Consider the following 19,403-nt stretch of genomic DNA (forward strand, 5'->3'; position numbering starts at 1 on the left):
TGATGAATAAGCAAATATTACAAATAACTCAGCGTATTATTAATCGAAGTAAAGACAGTCGGAGCGCGTATTTGGAGAAAATCGCGGCTGAAAAATCAACGACTGTGCATCGCGCAAGTTTGTCGTGTGGTAATTTAGCCCATGGTTTTGCGGCATGCGGTAAAGAAGATAAAGCCAGACTGCGTGGCGTAAATCATTCTGATATTGCCATTGTTTCATCCTATAACGACATGCTATCAGCGCACCAGCCCTATCATAGTTATCCGCAGATTATTAAAAATGCAATTAAAGAAACCGGTGGTGTTGCTCAATTTGCCGGTGGTGTGCCAGCGATGTGTGATGGTGTAACCCAGGGCCAACCGGGTATGGACTTAAGTTTAATGAGTCGTGACGTTATTGCTATGTCTACTGCGGTAGCACTTTCTCACAACATGTTCGATGGCGCATTGATGTTAGGCATTTGCGATAAAATAGTGCCCGGCTTACTGATCGCAAGTATGACTTTTGGTCATTTACCCACGGTGTTTGTGCCTGCTGGGCCAATGCCATCTGGGCTACCCAATAAAGAAAAAGCACGGGTACGGCAACAATTTGCTCAAGGTGAAGTGGGTACTGAAGAACTGCTTGCTGCTGAGTCGGCGTCTTATCATAGTGCGGGTACTTGTACTTTTTTTGGCACAGCTAACTCTAACCAATTAGTGGTTGAGGTGATGGGCTTACATTTACCTGGCGCGTCTTTTGTAGCACCTAATACGCCATTGCGCGAAGCGCTAACAAAAGCAGCAGCACGGCAAGTGACTCGCTTAACACAGCAATCGGGTAATTATATGCCGATTGGTAAAATGATTGATGAGCGTTCCATTGTTAACGCTATTGTTGCACTGTTAGCAACTGGAGGCTCGACCAACTTAACCATGCACATCATCGCGTTTGCGAAAGCGGCAGGGATCATTATTAACTTTCAAGACTTTAATGATTTATCAGATGCTGTACCTTTATTAACGCGCATTTATCCGAATGGTCATGCCGATATCAACCAATTTCAGCAAGCAGGTGGTATGGCATTATTGTTTAAAGAGCTTATTGATGCCGGTTTAGTGCATGAAGATGTAGAAACTATCTGTGGTCGCGGTTTACGTCGCTATACGCAGCAGCCAGTGCTAGAAAATGGCGAATTAAAATGGCTTGATGGTGCTACAAGCTCAGGTGATAGCGAAGTCATTGCCACTGTGGCAAAGCCGTTTAAAAATGATGGCGGCTTAAAAGTTATGAAAGGTAATTTAGGTACCTCGGTATTAAAAACATCGTCATTACGAGAAGGCAGCTTTGTTATCAAAGCGCCCGCGGTAGTGTTTGAAGATCAACACCAACTAGTCAGCGCGTTTCAAGCGGGTGAATTAGATAAAGATTTTATCGCTGTTGTACGTTTTCAAGGACCTAAAGCTCGAGGTATGCCTGAGTTGCATAAATTAACGCCACCGCTTGGGGTGTTACAAGACAAAGGTTTTAAAGTGGCCTTAGTCACAGACGGTCGTATGTCAGGGGCGTCAGGCAAAGTACCGGCAGCAATCCACTTATGTCCAGAGGCAGTTGATGGCGGTTTGATTGCAAAAATACAAAACGGTGACATGTTATTACTTGATGGCGAAAGCGGCGAATTAAGCTTGTTAGTCGACGACGCAGAGTTAGCTGCTCGCCAAGCAGATACGTTTAATGTCAATGGACATCATCAAGGCATGGGCCGAGAGCTTTTTGGCGTTATGCGCCGTAATTTAAGCTCAGCCGATACGGGTGCTTGTTCTTTATTTGATGATGGTCTTTAAGGTTTAACTCACCATGGAATTTAATGAAATTAACCTAGTTGCGGATATTGGTGGCACCAATATGCGTGTGGCACAGGCTGATAACCAAGGTAATATCAGTAATATCACCATTTATGCCTGTGCTGATTACGGCAGCTTGGCAGAAGTATTAACCGACTTTATGCAACGCCAGCAGTGGCATGGCAAGCAGGTTAATGCTTGCTTAGCGATTGCCTGTCCGGTGGATAAAGACTTGATTGTCATGACCAATTTACCTTGGCAATTTTCTCAGGCAGAGTTAAAAGCACAATTGCAGTTTAAACAATTAATTTTGATCAATGACTTTACCGCCATTGCGCATGCGATACCGCAATTAACCGATGCTGAAAAAGTGCAAGTAGGTCAAGGTCGTGTCATCGATAATAAACCGATTGCGATTTGTGGGCCAGGTACCGGGTTAGGGGTTGCAAGTTTAGTGGCCTGTCATGACGGTTGGCTAAGTTTAAGCGGTGAGGGCGGTCATGCTGATTTTGCTCCTGTTGATCAACAAGAAATTAAAATTTTGCAGTTCTTGGCAGAAAAATATCACCGAGTATCTTATGAACAGTTGCTGTCAGGCTTAGGTATCGAGCAAATTTATCAAGCCTTAAGTGCGGATAAATCTGGTCAGGCAGTTTATTATTCAGCGCGAGAGATCACTGAAAAAGCCTTGTCGAAGCAATGTGAGCTTGCAGTAGCAACATTAAAACAATTTTGCCGCATTTTGGGTAGCTTTGCGGGCAATCTTGCCTTAACGCTTGGCAGCCATGGCGGCGTTTATATTGCAGGTGGTGTGGTGCCACGCTTTCTGGAATTTTTTGCCGACAGTGAGTTTAGAGAGCGCTTTGAAGCGAAAGGGCGCTTATCAAGCTTTAATCAACCCATTCCTACATTTGTAGTCACGGCCGAGCAACCGGGTTTAGTAGGCGCTGCTGCTTATTTAAACCAGAGTATTGAAGAGCAAAAACAAACGATTATCGCCAATAATCTCACTCACACTATGACTAATTAAGAGGCATTATGACGTTTTCAAATAACTGGCAAATACAGCCAAAACAATTATTTGCGATGGGCCCGATAGTGCCTGTGTTGGTGATAAAAAATGTGCAAGATGCACTACCGATAGCAGAAGCGCTATTAGCTGCTGATGTAAAAGTTTTAGAAGTGACACTACGAACACCAGCCGCCTTAGAGGTGATTTCTACCATAGCAACACAATTACCTGAGGCCATAATTGGTGCTGGTACAGTAACAAATCGCGAGCTATTGCAAAATGCCTATGATGCCGGCGCACAATTTGCGATCAGTCCAGGCTTAACCACTGACTTACTACAAGCGGGTAAGTCAGGTAATTTAGCCTTGATCCCAGGCATTTCATCGATTTCTGAATTAATGGTTGCTGCAGACCATGGCTATGATCACCTTAAGTTTTTCCCCGCTGAAGCTTCTGGTGGCGTGAAAGCACTACAGTCAATTGGTGGACCATTTCCCAACATAACATTTTGTCCAACCGGTGGTATTAATTTAAATAATATTCGTGATTATTTAGCACTAGCCAATGTGGCATGCTGTGGTGGCTCATGGTTTGTTTCTGATGACATTATTAAGCAACAGAATTGGCAAGAAATTACCCGCTTAGCGAAGCAAGTATTGACGCATGTAAAATAAAAATCGAAAGAATAACCTTTACTCAGTGACGCTTTTATTCAACAGACAATAATTACCAGACTTTTGTCTGGTTTTTGTTTTAATGTTAGTAAGTTAATTAATCAATGCAGTAATGGTCAAATGCCGCAAGCGTTACTTAAACAGCTGTTAATTATAAGTTACGCTCAAGGTTTGCCATTATCTTTGAGAATTCTTCACCATTGGTCGAGTGCTAATGGCTTAGTATATATCTAAATAGCAAGGCATAGCGCAGTGAATTTACGCATTAATTCGCAAGTTATAGCAATAAAAGCTGCGCAAGTTAGCTAGGGCGTGTTGCAGTTTTAATGCTCATAAAAAACGCCAGCAAAGTGTGCTAGCGTTAATGATTTAATCCACTGTTTGTATTCTTTATTGGGCTGAAATATAACTGGCTAAGTCTAAAATTTTATTTGAGTAACCAATTTCATTATCGTACCAAGCAACAACCTTCACAAAAGTATCTGTTAATGCGATACCCGCTTGTGCATCAAATACTGAAGTGCATGGCTCTCCAATAAAGTCATTGGAGACTACGGCGTCTTCTGTATAACCTAAAATACCCGATAATTCGCCGTCTGCAGCCGCTTGCATTGCTGCACAAATTTCTTGATAACTTGCGGGTTTTTCTAAATTTACCGTTAAGTCAACCACGGATACATTAGGAGTTGGAACTCGAAACGCCATACCTGTTAACTTACCATTTAAAGCCGGTATAACTTTACCTACCGCTTTAGCAGCGCCGGTTGATGAAGGTATAATATTTTGACCCGCACCACGACCACCACGCCAGTCTTTTGCTGACGGGCTATCAACGGTTTTTTGTGTTGCTGTGGTGGCATGTACTGTAGTCATTAAACCGTCTTTTATGCCCCAGTTATCGTTAAGTACTTTGGCAATTGGCGCTAAACAGTTGGTTGTACATGAGGCATTCGAGACAATATCTTGTCCTGCGTAACTGCTGTGATTAACCCCCATAACAAACATCGGCGTATCATCTTTTGACGGTGCAGACAGCACGACTTTTTTCGCGCCGGCTGTAATATGTTTTCGAGCGTCTTCATCAGTTAAGAATAGGCCGGTAGACTCTACAACGACATCAACATCTACCTCACGCCAGTTCAAGTTAAGGGGGTTACGCTCAGCGCTAACGCGAATAGTTTTACCATTCACCACTAAGTGGCCATCAACAACCGCAACCTTGCCCTTAAAACGACCATGAGTTGAGTCATATTTCAGCATATATGCGATGTAGTCAACATCGATCAAGTCGTTTATTGCGACTATTTCAACGTCTGTGCGGGCGAATGCTTCTCTAAACACAAACCGACCAATACGGCCAAAGCCGTTGATCCCTATTCTAATTGCCATCAGTAACTCCTAAAAACAAATAATGTAGTAAAATTACACCATTTTACAGGAAATACAAGTAATAAATTGTCTGAGTACAATAATTGTTGATTTAATACTTGTTTTATTGCGTATTGTTACTAAAATACTGGCTATTAATTAACAGTCCTATAAAACTGTTAATTTACGCTTTTTTACAACTCAAAACTTGCCAGCAAAATTGGCAATCGAGTTTATCCCCTAAATTAATTGGAATTCTTATGGTAGAAAACAACAGTGTATGTGATATCGGCTTTATTGGCTTGGGCGTTATGGGAAAAAACTTAGTGCTTAACTTAGCTGATAACGGCTTTAGCATAGCTGCTTTTGATCTTGACGCGAGCAAAGTTGAAGACACCATAGCGCAAGATATGGCCGAAACTGGTTTACCTTCAGCGCGCGTTGTTGGTTGCTCGTCATATACTGAACTCTTGGCTTGTTTAAAACCGCCACACCTTATTGTGCTTTCAGTACCGGCCGGCGAGGCCGTTGACGATGTTTGTGAAAACTTGATCGGCGCCGGCATTCAACCTGATGATATTGTTATCGATACTGGTAATAGTTTGTGGGTTGATACGGTTGAGCGTGAGAAAAAGTACCACAGTAATTTTATTCTATTTTCTTCTGCTGTCTCGGGCGGTGAAGTTGGTGCCCGTTTTGGTCCGGCGTTGATGCCAAGTGGTGCGCCTTATGCTTGGACCCGAATAAAGCCTATTTGGCAAGCTATTGCCGCCAAGGTGGATGCAAAAACAGGTAAGCCTATCGAACGCACTAAGCCAGGAGAAGTGGTTAATGAGGGTGAGCCTTGTGCGGCTTATATCGGCCCCGCAGGCGCTGGTCATTATGTCAAAATGGTACATAACGGTATTGAGTACGCCGATATGCAAATTATTTGTGAAGCCTACCAAATGCTACGCGACGGTGTAGGGTTAACGAGTGATGAAATTGCCGATATCTTTGCACAATGGAACCGTGGACCATTAGAAAGCTACTTAATGGAAATATCGGTTGAAGTGCTACGTCATCGTGTTGGCGCTGATAACACGCCGCTGGTTGAGCTTATCTTAGATAAAGCGGGTCAAAAAGGCACGGGTCTTTGGACTGCGGTATCGAGTTTAGAGTTAGGAACACCAGCGCCGACCATTGCCCAAGCGGTTTATGCGCGCTCTATCTCTTCATTTAAAGAATTACGAGTAACGGCCGCCAATGTTTTGCAAGGTCCTCAAATAAGCCCATTCAATGAGTTAGATAAACAGAACTTTATTGAGCAGTTACATGATGCAATTTATTGTGCAAAAATCTGTGCTTATGCCCAAGGTTTTCAATTAATGAAACTGGCGGAAAAAGAACATAACTGGCAACTAGACTTTGCTAGCATTGCAAAAATTTGGCGGGCAGGTTGTATTATTAGAGCGATATTTTTGCAACCTATTACGCAAGCCTTTGCGCGCAATCCCGAGTTAGACAACTTACTGCTTGATGACTTTTTTGCCGAGCAGTTAAACCAACACCAGTTAAATTGGCGTAAATCAGTAGCCAATGCGGCCTTGATGGGGATACCTACGGGCGCCATTACGTCAGCACTTTCATACTATGATGCGATGCGCTGTGCCTCATCTCCGGCCAATTTATTGCAAGGGCAACGAGACTTTTTTGGTGCACATACCTTTGCCAGAGTAGATAAAGCTGCCAGTAAAAAATACCATGTTAACTGGTCAAGCGCCGAGCGCGATATGGTTGAAGTTTAAAACGCTAAGCGCCGTAAACAAACTCATGCGCGTTTACGGCCGCTACCTAGACTTTTGGCGCGTTAAACTCCCCACTTTCTATCAACTTTAGGGTACTAGCCGCGACCCGATCTAAAAATTGTCTATCTAAGTGATGCAACTCACTATAATCAGTTAAGCTTTTATCTGTGATATTGCTTTCATCTGGCTGATATAAATAGAGTATTTTTGACCAAATATAAGCCTGTTTGTATTCTTGTTTATCGGCAAAGATGCTGGCGATTGATTGAAATATTTCGGTATCAATCACCGCATCGTTTGGGTATAACTCCAGCGCGCGATACAGCAATTTTAAGGTTTTATTAGCGTCACGCTTGGCGTAGTAACTGGCTAAGTTAATTTGTCGATGGGGCTGTTCAAGTAGCTTGCTGCCTTCGAGCGCAATAAATTTTTGTAATGCTGATTCATCTAAAAAGCGTGACCAATGATAATATAATAAGTCAGGGTGCTCAGAGCCTTTTGTAGCATTGGCTATTTCGTTAATGCGTTGTCGCGCTTTTAGAACATTATTGGTTCTCATTGTTTTTTTTACTTTTAGTTTGATGTGTTCTATTTTTGCTGCGTGTTCCATGCATTTTTCATAGTTTTCATAAGCAATAAGTTGGGCAAATTTATTACTGTCTTGACTGGCAAGTTTTTCTGCTAGATTGGCAAAACCTACTGCGATTCGCTCGCGTTTACACCAAGAATCTTCTTGAAATTCTAGGCAAATTTCCTTGTGTTCTTGACATAATTCCGCAAAGTTTTGTGATTTCTCGCACGCCATTAATAGCCACAGCGGTGCCAAAGCGGCTAATTTAAAAAAATTCATTGTTTTTGCTATTTATCCTTGAAAAATATTTGTAACGGCTGGCGAAATAATTCATGTTGGATTACAATATGCGCCGCATTTAGTGGTTAGTAGTTAAATTTGTTGAACACAAGCTTAATTTACATAATACCTCATCATTCAATTGACTGAAATAAAAGGTTTACGCAATGACTTCTCATCTTGAGGAACAATATCAAACTAGTTGGCAAGAACGTCAAACGTTCGCTGAAAATATGCAGCCTATCATAGGGCAATTATTTAGAAATAACGGTATCGAGATTGCTGTTTATGGTCGTCCACTAGTAAACGCTTCCGCGATCGACATTATAAAAGCACACAAATCTGTAGCGTTACACGAAGAAAATAAGCTGCGTTTACGCGAAAGTTTTCCATTTTTGCAAGCATTAGCCAAGATGTCATTAGCACCAGCGCGTATTGATGTAGGTAAGTTAGCGTACCGCTACTTATTCAAAGGCGAAGCCAATGGTTTGTCAATTGAGCAATTTTTAGAGAAAGAACTAGTCACTATTGCCAAAGTTAGCGACACACAAGAAAGCAAAGACGTTGTACTTTACGGCTTTGGTCGCATTGGTCGCTTATTAGCACGTCTATTAATTGAGCGTGCTGGCCCCAATGCAAAATTAAACTTACGCGCTATTGTTATCCGCCCAGGTAAAGATGGCGACTTAGAAAAGCGTGCAAGCTTATTACGTCGTGACTCAGTACATGGTGCCTTTAACGGCAGCATTACTATCGATACTGAAAATAATGTTATCAAGGCAAATGGTGCTTTTATTAAAGTAATTTATGCTAAGTCACCAGCTGATGTTGATTATACTGCCTATGGCATTAACAATGCTTTAGTGGTTGATAACACAGGTATTTGGAGTGATGAAGAAGGTCTTGGTCAGCACTTACAGTCTAAAGGTGTTGCAAAAGTATTATTAACAGCACCAGCGAAAGGCGATATTAAAAATATCGTTTATGGCGTTAACGATGACATGATCTTAGCTGAAGACAAAATCGTGTCAGCGGCAAGTTGTACCACCAATGCTATTACGCCAGTGCTAAAAGCGTTAAACGATGAGTTTGGTATTCGTAATGGTCATGTTGAAACGGTACACTCTTATACCAACGATCAAAACTTAATCGATAACTATCACCCAGCGCCACGCCGTGGCCGTAGTGCACCATTAAATATGGTGATCAGTACAACGGGTGCTGCAAAAGCAGTAGCAAAAGCGTTACCTGAGTTGAAAGGTTTATTAACTGGTAATGCCATTCGCGTTCCGACGCCAAACGTTTCTATGGCTATCATGAACTTGAACTTGAAAAAAGCCACAGATAAAGACGCGTTAAATGACTACTTACGTCATATTTCACTTAACTCTAAACTACAAAACCAAGTTGACTACACAGCCTCTACTGAAATTGTATCAACAGATTTAGTGGGTTCACGCTATGCGGGTGTAGTTGATTCACAAGCAACCATAGTTGATGGTGATCGCGCAGTACTTTATGTTTGGTACGATAACGAATTTGGCTATAGCTGTCAGGTTGTGCGTGTGATGTTAGCGATGGCAGATATTCAAGTACCAACGTTGCCACTAGCTTAAGGTTTATACTCCGCTATAATCGCTAGCTTTACCAGCTTAAATAAAAACGCCTGATGTTATACATCAGGCGTTTTTTTATTGTCGTTAATCGGCGGTAAAATAATGCCAGAGTAAAGCCGTTAAGCATAGCCAGTCGCAAGGCTTAGGCTGACAGCTATTATTAGCTGTGTTTTTGATAAACTAAATTGGCGGCAACTAAATCACTAAAAGCAGTGCCAACAGATTTAAACAAGGTTATCTCATCAGCGCTTTGACGTAATATTTCTTCATTTTTACACATATCTGCCAATTCACCTTGAATAGCATCAGCACAAAATACGCCTTCAGCGATCGGTAGCAATAATTCACCTGCTTCGTTTAAGGTGTTAACTCGGCTATCAACAAACACGCGCGCTTTGCTGATCAGAGCACTGTCACATTCTCTGGCATCGGCTAAATGATTACCTAAGCAATCAATATGGCAGCCTTTGCTGACTAATGCACCATCAAATAAGGGGGTTTTAGACCCAGTTGCACAACAAATAATATCAGCGCTTGGTACTTCTTGTGTTAGGTCGCTGCTTTGCTGGAAATTAATGTCAGGGTAAATAGCAGAGAATTCTGTGACTAATTTGGCAACCTTTGTTGCACTACGACCCCAAATGGTTACTTTGTTTAGTTTTCTGACGTTAATATGTGCATGTAAAATATAGGCGGCCAAGTTACCTGTGCCAAACAACATAAAGTGCTCAGCATCTTGTCGAGATAATAACTGGCTTGCCAGCCCTGAAATAGCAGCAGTGCGCCAGTAAGTCACACTGGTGCCATCCACTAAAGCTAAGGGTTCGCCGGTGGTGCGGCTAAATAGCATGATTTTTGAAAATAGGCCGGGTAAGTCATGTTTAGCGCTGTTGTCTGGAAAATAAGTAAACATTTTATTGCCAATAACTTCATCATTCCACGATGGTAAAAGCGCAAAGGCGTCATGTTTACTGCCATCGTCTGGCGCCAATAGGTGGACTTGACGCTGTGGCATGTGAAAAGGCTTACTGAAACTTTGTTTCAGTAACGGAATTAACTCAGTAAAATTTAAGCTATTTTGTACTTGCTCAGTGCTAATTATTTTCATCTTGGTTCCATTCGTTACATTAATGTTCTGCAATAAATCTGCTAAAGTTCCGTTAAGGTTTTCGGAGTTTGGGTCAGTATTTCCAAGCCTTGCTCGGTTAATACCACGTCATCTTCAATGCGAATGCCACCCCAACCAGGAATATAAATACCCGGCTCTATAGTGATCACACAGCCTAGCTCAATGAGAGTTGTGCAATCTGGACCTAAAAACGGTTGTTCATGTAATTGTAAGCCGACACCATGGCCTAAACCTTCACCGGCATAAGCTTGGTATTCACTGTTGAGTAAAATATTCGCCGATTGCTGATATAACGCTTCACCAGTGACGCCAACGCTGACTTTATCGATAGCCGCTTGTTGCGCTTGTTGCACTAGTTGATAAATTTGCTGTTGTTTAGCATCAGCTTTACCAAAGACATAAGTGCGGGTCATATCCGAGCGGTAGCCGTTCACCACAGCGCCAAAATCAATTAAAATCAAGTCACCTTGCTTAAGGGCGCGCTGAGAAGGAATGCCATGTGGCAGGGCGCTGCGCTCGCCAAAAAGTAAAATAGTCGCAAACGAGACTTCTTCAGAGCCGAGTTTTGCCATTTGATAATCTAACTCTATGGCTAACTCACGCTCGGTAATACCTGCTTTCACTAAAGGCAGAATATTGGCTAACGCTTGATCGGCAATTGCTGCTGCTTGCTTCATGCTAGCAAGTTCCGTATCGGTTTTTATCATGCGCAGCTTTTCAATGCTGCCGGCGAGGGCGATGGTGTCGCTGACCTGTGATTGTTGCATTATTTGCGCCGACATTGCCTGCCACTGCTGAACACTGATATGTTCACTTTCAAAATACAACCGTTGGCTTTGCGCTTGTTGTAATAATTCAGTGATCAATGCTGGCAATGATTGATTGGCGCGATCACGACAGATCACCGTAAAGCCTTGTTGACCGGCTTCTGCTTTTGCCTGCTCAAAATAACGATAATCTGTCAGTAAATAATTATGCTCATGGGTGAGCAATACGGTGGCGGCATGACCGGAAAATCCGGATACATAGCGAATGTTGATGTCGCTAAAAATCAGCATGGCGCTATCGCCACTCGTTAATACTTGTTGGCGTAATTGATTAATTTTCATATCCTGCTCTCTGTAAAAATTCAAGGTCATGCGCGATTTAATTACGAACTAGCGCAATAAAAAGCCATGCTTTAAGGGATCTCTGGTATCAAGCAACCATTGGGCTTTGCCAGAAATAAACGCATTGCCAGTAACCTTGGCAATAACGGCATCGTAACTTTGTTTGCTGTTGCCATAGCGCAGGCTTTGAGTGGCTTGGACACTAAATTGACTGCCTAAAATGCTTTCAATGATGATGCTTTGTTGTAAGGGAATTTCATTTTTGGCAACATGTAAGGCAATACGGCCACTGACACCACTGCCTGTTGGACTGCGATCTAACTCGCCATCAGCAAAAATGCAAACATTACGACTGTGTATTGTGGCACTGGTTAGGGTATTTTCCGCGTTATTTTCTTGAACAAAAATAACCCCATAGAGAAAACTTAAATCTGCTTCAAACGGGTGTTGCACGGCTATTTTATCCATCACCGCCTGTTTGATCCGTTTGCCATAGTCGATGAGTTGACCTTGATGGTCTGGGGTTAAGGTTAAGCCTAAACTGTCAGCCTGTACATACGCATAAAAGGCACCGCCAAAGGCAATATCAAAATTCACTGTGCCAAGGCCTGCAACCTCAACACTTTGTTGTTTGGCATAGACAAACGAGGGTACAGACTCAAAGCTGACTTGGCTTATGGTCTTATCCGCAGGGTAATTTTCTGCGAGTGCTTGGGCACGAATTTGGCCACAAGGTACGTCAATGACAACTTGCGTTTTGGCACCGGTTTGTTTAACTCCACCAGATTCTACCGCCGCCTTAGCCAAGGCGATAACCGCATGGCCACACATGGTCGAGTAACCTTCGTTATGGATAAATATTGCGCCAAAATGGCTGTCAGGTCGCTCCGCTTTAGTAATAATGGCGCCGTACATATCGGCATGACCGCGAGGTTCAAAGATTAATGCTTTGCGTAAATCGTCATAGTGCTGCTGACAATCACGACGCATGGCTAAAATACTATCGCCTTTTAAGGTTGGAAATCCACTGGTAACTATACGTAAAGGCTCGCCGCCGGTATGACACTCCAACGTATTAATGGCGATAAAATGATTGTTTTCTTGATCCGGTTGCCATTGTTCTAACTTTGTTAAAATATTATCAGTACTGTTCATTGTTCATACTCTTGAAATTGCCTTGATGCCGAGGGTTTAAGACTGCGAAACTTGGGCTTGTTGCAACTGTTGTTGCTCAATATCAGCAACTAAGGTGCGGTTAAATATATACAAAGCGCAACAGGTGACAATGCCAAGTAAAGCGATAATGGTCCACATCAGGGTTGGGTTGGCTAAATTGACGGCTAATGACTGATATAACCAGCCCGATAATAAGCCGGCAAAAAGATTACCTAATGCCATGGAAACAAAATAGTAGCCCATAAACATTGCAGCTTTATCGGCAGGTGCAAATGAGGCAACGTACTCTTGGCTTTTCGGCGATGCGGTCATTTCACCCACGGCAAATATGATCACTGACACCGCAATCATTAAGCCACCAAAAAGTACGCCACTGGCTAATCCGCCTAGGAACATAGCAACCGATAATATAGCGGTGCCAGCGATCAATGTGGGTAGGGCTTTATAGCGTTGTATAAAACGGCTGATCAACACTTGGAATAATATGATCATTAAAAAATCAATGCTTAATAACGTTGCTGGATTAATTTGCCGATAATCTGTTGCCCATTGCGCGGCAAATGTTGCACTATTGGCATTAAGTTGCTCACCGGATTGGGCGAGGGCGGTAAATGCCGTGACTAACTCGTTTTGCGGAACACGAATATCTAATGCCGCAAGTGTGCTGGCGATCTCTTTTACAGTGGCAACGCTGGCTTGTAAATCTTGGTTGTTATACTGCTGGCTTAAGCGCACTATTTCGTTGGTTAAAGCGTCAAGGTTTACTGACGTTAGCGTTTCGTGCAGCCAAGGACTGATGCTATGTAGTAGTCGCACTAAATCTGAGGTATCAACAAAATCACGAATATAAACCGGTAAGGTAATAAATATTTGTAAGTACACCACCCAAAAGCCAGTGATGATCAACAAGTAGACCATAAATGCTTTGTTGCCCACTTGCATTGCTTGTTGATACCAAGGTTTTTCATGGATGTCGGTTTTGGGAAGTTTTCGTGCCCAAATATCCCAAATAATGGCTGTCGCAATTAACACGAAAGCAACCACGCTGGTAACTTCACCGCTGCTGATAATACCGGCATAAAATGCCACCAGTAATACCAATAGTGGCACCACAAGTAACGCTAATCGAGAATTACCTAACACCTCTTGCATTTCTTTAAAAACTTGCTTTATGCCACCTGATTTAGCATGGCGAACAGGTTCTTTATAGAAAAATAACGCGGGAATAAAGTTGATCGCAATCCAAATTGCCGCGAAGGTAAATACCCACTGCCAACCATAATTTTTTTGGATAATTGGCGCCAAAAATGGTCCCAAAAAGCCGCCAATATTAACCATCATATAAAAAATGCCAAAGCCCAAGCCTCGGTTGGTATGGTCGGTACTGCGACTTATGGTGGCGATGACCACAGGTTTAAATATGCCAGCACCCAAGGCGATAAGCATAAAAATACTGATGAAACTGCCCAGGCTTGTTGCATAACCTAAAAAGTAATAACTTGGTGCCATTAAAACAAACGACAGCAAAAACATTTTTCGATAGCCAAACCTATCTGCTAAGGCGCCAGAAATAACCGGAAATAAATATAAGAAAAACGGCACCACGCCCATGATCAAGCCACGTTCTGTATTGCCAAGCCCAAGGCCGCCTTGGCTGTGAGGCGTCATAATATAGCTTGCCAATAAGGTATACATACCGTACCAAGCGAGACGTTCAAATATTTCCATGGTGTTGGCAACGTAAAATGCCGACGGGAATGGGGTGATAGCTGTTTTTTTCATAAAATAACCACAGAGTCTATTTGTAATACCATTGATTGTATACAATATATCTTGCGATTTGAAAATGCTAGTAAAATTATTAAAGAAAAGATGAGTAATTTAGTTTTTACTGGCTTGACATATTAGGGCTATTTTAGCTCGCTGAGAAAAATTAGCGTACTGACAGCTTATATACTATTAATGCTTAGCTCTCTTATGCCCTTGTTTAAAAAACTCAAGTGATATTGTTAGCGCTAATCGCTATCTAGATAACTTACGTTAAGCAAAACTAGATAATAGCGATTTAAATGCAACGCGCAGGTTTTGGTAAGCCGGCGTATTTAGTGGCCTGTTTTGCTGGGCCTTCTTTAAATAACCGATATAAATAGCGGCTACTGGCTTTTTCTTCACCAAACTCGGCTTTCATGGCTTTGGTTAAGGCGCGAATGGCCGGTGAGGTGTTATAGGTTAAATAAAACTTACGCACGAACCGGATCACTTCCCAGTGTTCAGCTAACAGTTCAATCCCATCTGCTTCTGCCAGTAAAATAGCAACATCTTCATTCCATTGGGTAAAGTCAAGTAGATAGCCTTGTTTGTCGGTGGCTAACGTTTGGTTATTATATACGAGTGTCATGACCAGGTTATCGAATTCTCATGTTGAAATATAAGGGTAATAACTGCGGACATATCTATCGCAGAAACTGCTGCTTGGTTTGTGTGAATTGCTCTTGCCTTAGCGTGTAGGTCAACAAAATACACTTTAAGCTCAGTTTGCTTACCACACTTAGCCAATAAACTTGGGTGGGTTAGATTATAACAACCGTCATCCATTAATAAAATAGCATCACCGGCTAACGCCGTATCCAAACAAAGTGTTAAGGCATTGCTGTTAAAACCAGAGTGTCGAATAATATGTAACATAGCCTAGTTAGAACCTATAAATAACGTTATGCGCGTGTAAGCGCTGGCTAAAATCGTTGCTCGATAGCAGTTGCACATTATCAAGCAGGCTATCCGCGGTTAAGCCGCGTGCAATCACAGATTGCTGGCAAACATATATATTTTCAATATCATAAAATGGTAAAGCGGAAAATGTTTTTAGATAATCTTTTAGCTCTAATAAGGCACCATCTTGTGCCTTAATTACTTGATAAACCCCGTCGGCAATAAAAAATAGCGACGTTGCTTGCTCAAATGAGCCAAATATTAATGCTGCATCTAACGCCTCTTTTCCCGCAGCGCTAGCAAACGGGGCTTGGCTGTTGATAATGGCGATAGTTTTTGTACTGGTTAAGTCTGACATTATAATTGCACCACACGCTGCGCTTTGCTGGTTAGCTCGACTAACTCACCTAATCCGGATACCGTAAACGATTGCGCGATCGTACTTTGGGCATGTTCACCATGCTCATCACTTAAACCGCGTTTTTCTGCAGCTGTGATGCATAAATGCAATGGAATATGGTGATCGTGATTTAATTGCTGCCAATGGGCTAAGCTTTGATATTCATCACTGGGTATAGATAAATGCTTAGCGGCATTTAACACGCCGTCTTGATAAAAAAACACCCCGATAACTTCAACACCTGATGCCAGTGCAGACTTAATAAGATTGATTGCGGTGGTGGTTAAATTACTGTTGGGTGGCGTAGTTACCACCAATGCCAAAGTGTTATGCATAAGGAGCCTTAGTTGAACAGCTAACAAAAAAGCCTCAATAATTGAGGCTTTTTATTTTATACCTAGAGTATAAACAATTGCGAATCACATTTAATGATTTGCAATGACTTTATTAGTCATCGCCACCGAAAACACCTAATAGGTGTAATAAGTGTACAAAAATATTATAAATATTTAAGTAAAGTGACACTGTCGCACGAATATAGTTTGTTTCACCGCCGTGAATAATACGGCTAGTATCAAACAAAATTAAACCCGACATGATCATAATAATTGCCGCACTAATGGCAAGCGATAGCGCAGGAATTTGGAAGAAAATATTCGCGATCATGGCAACCACGGCAACAATTAAACCAACCATTAAAAAACCACCCATAAAAGAGAAGTCTTTTTTACTGGTTAAGGCATAACCTGACAAGGCGAAGAAGATTAACGCCGTACCGCCTAGGGCTTGCATAATTAGCGAACCACCGTTAGGCATTGCTGCATAGTGGTTAAGCATTGGTCCTAACGAGGCACCCATTAAACCGGTGAATGCGAAAATCCAAAAGATACCACTGGCTTTATCGGCATTTTTATTCACAACAAATAATAAACCGAATGAAACTAAGGTCATTACTAGGGCAGCCATATGAGACAAGCCCATCGCCATAGAAATACCAGCCGTTACGGCACTAAATGCCAAAGTCATTGAAAGTAACATATAGGTGTTTTTCAATACCTTGTTAATCTCTATGGCTGAACTTCTACTAGCATTTAAACTAATATTTGATTGCATAAAATTTCCTCTAAGTATGCGATTGATATTTTTTAGATATGGTCGAACGTTGAAAGTTCAAGGCTAAATCAAATATTTAATCTAGCTGTTAACGCTATAACCATAATAGAGTTATACACCATATTGACATATTATGACACGACAATTTTTTAAATACTATCATTAAACTTGCTGAAATTTAGCCATAATTTGCGCTCGTCGATAACAGTCAACACTGTGATCATTAACCATACCACAAGCCTGCATGTGAGCGTAACATATGGTAGAGCCAACAAACTTAAAGCCGCGCTTTTTTAAATCTTTGCTCCACGCATCAGATGCTTTGGATGTTGCCGGGTAATCCGCCAAACTGTGCCATTGATTGACTATAGTTTTATGGTTAACAAAGCCCCACATATAGTCACTAAAGCTGCCAAACTCGTTTTGTATCTTGATAAATTGTTTAGCATTATTAATCGCAGCTTCAATTTTACCGCGGTGGCGAATAATTGCCGGATTTAGTACGAGTTGTTCAACATCTTGTTCGCAGAAGAGGGCAACGGCGTTAACATCAAAATTAGCAAAAGCCTGACGATAACCATCGCGACGTTTTAATATGGTATACCAACTTAACCCCGCTTGTGCTGATTCAAGGGTTAAATACTCAAATAGTTTATCATCATCATAAACAGGCACGCCCCATTCTTCATCATGATAGGCGACATAGTCAGCCTTTGTTGTATCTAACCAAGGGCATCGACATTGTTTTTCTTTGCTCACGGGGGGTCCTTTAAATAAATGAAATGTGCATATTTGCTTAAATAAATACCAAATTGTTGATTTTTTTAGCAAACAAACTTTTATCTAGAATAAATCCTTTACAAGAGAAATTCGAGCCTTTAATATTCGCCTCGTTCTTAAGCAACGCTTTAGAACATCTGGTGAGATGGCTGAGTGGTCGAAAGCACCGGTCTTGAAAACCGGCAAGGGTTTGTAGCCCTTCTAGAGTTCAAATCTCTATCTCACCGCCATATTGATACGAATGTGGGCACCTCTAATGAGGTGCCCATTTTTGTTTTAGAGACTATCTCTGCTAATTTAAAATTTGACCCAAACACTGTCACTTTCTTTTTACTTACCAAAATTTTATCTACAATTTTTAAAAGCAATTGTTTTGTGATGTCTTCATTAGAACCTGCTAATACTTTTTTAGATGCTTTAACAAACGCATTAATTTGATTAGGACCAAATTTTTTCAATGGTATTTTTGAACGCATCTGGATTTGTTGAATTGAAAATCCAACTTCTTCCAAGGCCACCTTTTTGTTATCAAGGTTTTCTTTAAGTACTTCGTCCATCTCAAATACACCATCAGCAACCTTGTCATATAGATTATTAATTTGTGATTTGAGTTGAGCTTTTTTCTTATTAAGATTTAATAATCTATTTTCATTTCCCTTAATCAAATTGTTGATTTGATCTTTAATTTCAACAACAACTTCGCTAATTACATCAGTATTCAGCACATTAAGTACGACTGATTCTTTAATAATGGCATCAAGATGGTCTCTTCGAATATTTGGACACTGGCATCCCTTATCAGTTCGATTTGGGCATCTGTAGTATTGGTATCTTATTGAGTTTCCGTCTTTAGTATGTTTCTTCTTACCATTCATTAGCCTCAAATTGCTTCCACAAAGCTCACACTTTAGTAATCCAACAAGGAGGGTGTTGGAGCGTAATCCTTTACTTAAAGTGTTAATGGCAATATTTGTATTGGTTAAAGGTCTTCTAGCGTCCAGACCTTTTTTAACAAGATTAAATTGCTCTTTAGTGATTATTGCAGGAACCTTGATCGTTATAGGTGGATTTGACTCGCTTCTAGATATTCGTTTGTTTCCCCAAACGCGCTCTCCGTAATAAATGGTTTTATTTAAAATGTCGCTGATTTTGTTCTTTGTCCAGCGACTACCCCTGTTGGTTATATCCATGCTATTTAAATGTTTTGCTATTTCAAAAACGCCTAAAGGTTTGCCATTTAACCCTTGCTCTGAAAGGTCAAAAATTTTTCTTACTATTTCAGCTTCCTCTTTGTTAATTATTAGCTGTTTCTTCTCAATTAAAGAACCGGGAATGGTTACAGGAACTGACGAATAGCCATAAGGAACAACTCCACCAGTGAAATAACCTTTCTCTGCTGTATCGTTTAGCCTATCCTGAACTACCTTTGAATTATTACGACTTTGAAGCTCATTTACCATGTCGATTACAGTTTGCGAGATGAAAGCGGTATCTTCATCATTAGGCATTGGCTCTGTCACGGAAATTAAAGGTATTTCACGATCTGTCAAAAATGATTTAAAGCTCGCAGTGTTTGAAGCTCTTCTAGTAAATCTGGAATATGAATATACGACCATAGCGTTAGGGCAAACTGCGCCTTCATTAATGTCATTTTTTATCTGCTCCAAAATTGTCCGCTTCCCACGAAATGCACTATTTCCCGGTTCATGGTAAAACTTTTCTATTTCAAAGCCTTTTTCTTCTGCCCACTTTAAAATACTTTTTTCTTGTCCATCAATGGAATCATTTGTTGTTGCTTGCATCTCTGTTGATACACGAATTAATGCTATTGCCTTATACTGAATTTTACGTTTCATC

The 19,403-nt window shown here is 41.3% G+C and carries 18 protein-coding genes and 1 tRNA gene; 6 read left to right on the forward strand and 13 right to left on the reverse strand.

Features of this window, described 5'->3' with window-relative positions:
• The first annotated feature begins 2 nt into the window (after positions 1-2).
• From edd to B6K83_RS09725, 3 genes are read left to right on the forward strand one after another with little or no spacing between them, the layout of a single operon-like run.
• The gene (edd, locus tag B6K83_RS09715; RefSeq protein WP_085284729.1) at positions 3-1,823 is read left to right on the forward strand and encodes a phosphogluconate dehydratase; all 1,821 of its coding nucleotides are present in this window, start codon (positions 3-5) and stop codon (positions 1,821-1,823) included.
• 13 nt (positions 1,824-1,836) lie between these two features.
• Positions 1,837-2,853 carry a glucokinase gene (locus B6K83_RS09720; protein WP_085284730.1) on the forward strand — a complete coding sequence of 339 codons (1,017 nt, stop codon included), beginning with the start codon at positions 1,837-1,839 and terminating at the stop codon, positions 2,851-2,853.
• Positions 2,854-2,861: 8 nt separating this feature from the next.
• Positions 2,862-3,509 (forward strand): bifunctional 4-hydroxy-2-oxoglutarate aldolase/2-dehydro-3-deoxy-phosphogluconate aldolase, encoded by a 648-nt coding sequence (locus B6K83_RS09725; protein ID WP_085284731.1) that lies wholly within the window; start codon positions 2,862-2,864, stop codon positions 3,507-3,509.
• A gap of 390 nt (positions 3,510-3,899) precedes the next feature.
• Here B6K83_RS09725 and gap read toward each other — a convergent pair whose 3' ends face one another.
• The gene (gap, locus tag B6K83_RS09730; protein ID WP_085284732.1) at positions 3,900-4,898 is read right to left on the reverse strand and encodes a type I glyceraldehyde-3-phosphate dehydrogenase; all 999 of its coding nucleotides are present in this window, start codon (positions 4,896-4,898) and stop codon (positions 3,900-3,902) included.
• Positions 4,899-5,137: 239 nt separating this feature from the next.
• Between gap and gndA the strand changes: the two genes are divergently transcribed.
• On the forward strand, positions 5,138-6,664 hold the full coding sequence (gene gndA, locus B6K83_RS09735; protein WP_085284733.1) for an NADP-dependent phosphogluconate dehydrogenase: 1,527 nt from the start codon (positions 5,138-5,140) through the stop codon (positions 6,662-6,664).
• A 46-nt stretch (positions 6,665-6,710) separates the two neighbouring features.
• Here the strand turns inward: gndA and B6K83_RS09740 are convergent, their stop codons facing one another.
• Complete coding sequence (locus B6K83_RS09740; RefSeq protein ID WP_085284734.1) at positions 6,711-7,514, reverse strand: DUF2989 domain-containing protein; 804 nt, start codon at positions 7,512-7,514, stop codon at positions 6,711-6,713.
• Positions 7,515-7,681: 167 nt separating this feature from the next.
• On the opposite strand from B6K83_RS09740, the gene B6K83_RS09745 reads away from it, so the two are divergent.
• Positions 7,682-9,130, forward strand: coding sequence for a glyceraldehyde-3-phosphate dehydrogenase (locus B6K83_RS09745; RefSeq protein ID WP_085284735.1), 1,449 nt, complete (start codon positions 7,682-7,684; stop codon positions 9,128-9,130).
• A 160-nt stretch (positions 9,131-9,290) separates the two neighbouring features.
• On the opposite strand, the gene lhpI is transcribed toward B6K83_RS09745, so the two are convergent.
• The 10 genes from lhpI to B6K83_RS09795 form a co-directional block, all read right to left on the reverse strand.
• Positions 9,291-10,238, reverse strand: coding sequence for a bifunctional Delta(1)-pyrroline-2-carboxylate/Delta(1)-piperideine-2-carboxylate reductase (gene lhpI, locus B6K83_RS09750; RefSeq protein WP_085284736.1), 948 nt, complete (start codon positions 10,236-10,238; stop codon positions 9,291-9,293).
• A gap of 41 nt (positions 10,239-10,279) precedes the next feature.
• Positions 10,280-11,368: a M24 family metallopeptidase gene (locus B6K83_RS09755; RefSeq protein ID WP_092251277.1), complete on the reverse strand. Its 1,089-nt coding sequence runs from the start codon at positions 11,366-11,368 to the stop codon at positions 10,280-10,282.
• A gap of 48 nt (positions 11,369-11,416) precedes the next feature.
• Positions 11,417-12,523: a proline racemase family protein gene (locus tag B6K83_RS09760; RefSeq protein WP_085284738.1), complete on the reverse strand. Its 1,107-nt coding sequence runs from the start codon at positions 12,521-12,523 to the stop codon at positions 11,417-11,419.
• A gap of 36 nt (positions 12,524-12,559) precedes the next feature.
• The gene (locus tag B6K83_RS09765) at positions 12,560-14,326 is read right to left on the reverse strand and encodes an MFS transporter (protein ID WP_085284739.1); all 1,767 of its coding nucleotides are present in this window, start codon (positions 14,324-14,326) and stop codon (positions 12,560-12,562) included.
• A gap of 283 nt (positions 14,327-14,609) precedes the next feature.
• The gene (locus tag B6K83_RS09770; RefSeq protein WP_092251281.1) at positions 14,610-14,942 is read right to left on the reverse strand and encodes a TusE/DsrC/DsvC family sulfur relay protein; all 333 of its coding nucleotides are present in this window, start codon (positions 14,940-14,942) and stop codon (positions 14,610-14,612) included.
• A complete protein-coding gene (gene tusB, locus B6K83_RS09775; RefSeq protein ID WP_085284741.1) occupies positions 14,939-15,229 on the reverse strand; it encodes a sulfurtransferase complex subunit TusB in 291 nt (96 codons plus the stop codon). Before tusB ends, B6K83_RS09770 begins: the two co-directional genes overlap by 4 nt.
• Before the next feature lie 7 nt (positions 15,230-15,236).
• Positions 15,237-15,611, reverse strand: a complete 375-nt coding sequence (tusC, locus tag B6K83_RS09780) for a sulfurtransferase complex subunit TusC (protein ID WP_085284742.1) — start codon at positions 15,609-15,611, stop codon at positions 15,237-15,239.
• Positions 15,611-15,988: a sulfurtransferase complex subunit TusD gene (gene tusD, locus B6K83_RS09785; protein WP_085284743.1), complete on the reverse strand. Its 378-nt coding sequence runs from the start codon at positions 15,986-15,988 to the stop codon at positions 15,611-15,613. The genes tusC and tusD overlap by 1 nt, the downstream gene beginning before the upstream one ends.
• Before the next feature lie 112 nt (positions 15,989-16,100).
• Complete coding sequence (locus B6K83_RS09790; protein ID WP_085284744.1) at positions 16,101-16,766, reverse strand: Bax inhibitor-1/YccA family protein; 666 nt, start codon at positions 16,764-16,766, stop codon at positions 16,101-16,103.
• A gap of 162 nt (positions 16,767-16,928) precedes the next feature.
• On the reverse strand, positions 16,929-17,525 hold the full coding sequence (locus B6K83_RS09795; RefSeq protein WP_085284745.1) for a DNA-3-methyladenine glycosylase I: 597 nt from the start codon (positions 17,523-17,525) through the stop codon (positions 16,929-16,931).
• Positions 17,526-17,685: 160 nt separating this feature from the next.
• Here B6K83_RS09795 and B6K83_RS09800 point away from each other — a divergent pair.
• Positions 17,686-17,776: transfer RNA gene (locus tag B6K83_RS09800), tRNA-Ser, on the forward strand.
• On the opposite strand, the gene B6K83_RS09805 is transcribed toward B6K83_RS09800, so the two are convergent.
• The gene (locus B6K83_RS09805; RefSeq protein ID WP_085284746.1) at positions 17,768-19,402 is read right to left on the reverse strand and encodes a recombinase family protein; all 1,635 of its coding nucleotides are present in this window, start codon (positions 19,400-19,402) and stop codon (positions 17,768-17,770) included. The two genes, B6K83_RS09800 and B6K83_RS09805, sit on opposite strands and share 9 nt — an antisense overlap.
• Position 19,403: the final 1 nt, after the last annotated feature.

It is taken from the genome of Colwellia chukchiensis, from assembly GCF_002104455.1.
GTDB lineage: Bacteria > Pseudomonadota > Gammaproteobacteria > Enterobacterales > Alteromonadaceae > Cognaticolwellia > Cognaticolwellia chukchiensis.

Bases quoted from the DNA above. Each gene is read 5' to 3' on its own strand.
- edd (WP_085284729.1), top strand. From the start codon at position 3: ATGAATAAGCAAATATTACAAATAACTCAGCGTATTATTAATCGAAGT.
- B6K83_RS09720 (WP_085284730.1), top strand. From the start codon at position 1,837: ATGGAATTTAATGAAATTAACCTAGTTGCGGATATTGGTGGCACCAAT.
- B6K83_RS09725 (WP_085284731.1), top strand. From the start codon at position 2,862: ATGACGTTTTCAAATAACTGGCAAATACAGCCAAAACAATTATTTGCG.
- gap (WP_085284732.1), bottom strand. From the start codon at position 4,898: ATGGCAATTAGAATAGGGATCAACGGCTTTGGCCGTATTGGTCGGTTT.
- gndA (WP_085284733.1), top strand. From the start codon at position 5,138: ATGGTAGAAAACAACAGTGTATGTGATATCGGCTTTATTGGCTTGGGC.
- B6K83_RS09740 (WP_085284734.1), bottom strand. From the start codon at position 7,514: ATGAATTTTTTTAAATTAGCCGCTTTGGCACCGCTGTGGCTATTAATG.
- B6K83_RS09745 (WP_085284735.1), top strand. From the start codon at position 7,682: ATGACTTCTCATCTTGAGGAACAATATCAAACTAGTTGGCAAGAACGT.
- lhpI (WP_085284736.1), bottom strand. From the start codon at position 10,238: ATGAAAATAATTAGCACTGAGCAAGTACAAAATAGCTTAAATTTTACT.
- B6K83_RS09755 (WP_092251277.1), bottom strand. From the start codon at position 11,368: ATGAAAATTAATCAATTACGCCAACAAGTATTAACGAGTGGCGATAGC.
- B6K83_RS09760 (WP_085284738.1), bottom strand. From the start codon at position 12,523: ATGAACAGTACTGATAATATTTTAACAAAGTTAGAACAATGGCAACCG.
- B6K83_RS09765 (WP_085284739.1), bottom strand. From the start codon at position 14,326: ATGAAAAAAACAGCTATCACCCCATTCCCGTCGGCATTTTACGTTGCC.
- B6K83_RS09770 (WP_092251281.1), bottom strand. From the start codon at position 14,942: ATGACACTCGTATATAATAACCAAACGTTAGCCACCGACAAACAAGGC.
- tusB (WP_085284741.1), bottom strand. From the start codon at position 15,229: ATGTTACATATTATTCGACACTCTGGTTTTAACAGCAATGCCTTAACA.
- tusC (WP_085284742.1), bottom strand. From the start codon at position 15,611: ATGTCAGACTTAACCAGTACAAAAACTATCGCCATTATCAACAGCCAA.
- tusD (WP_085284743.1), bottom strand. From the start codon at position 15,988: ATGCATAACACTTTGGCATTGGTGGTAACTACGCCACCCAACAGTAAT.
- B6K83_RS09790 (WP_085284744.1), bottom strand. From the start codon at position 16,766: ATGCAATCAAATATTAGTTTAAATGCTAGTAGAAGTTCAGCCATAGAG.
- B6K83_RS09805 (WP_085284746.1), bottom strand. From the start codon at position 19,402: ATGAAACGTAAAATTCAGTATAAGGCAATAGCATTAATTCGTGTATCA.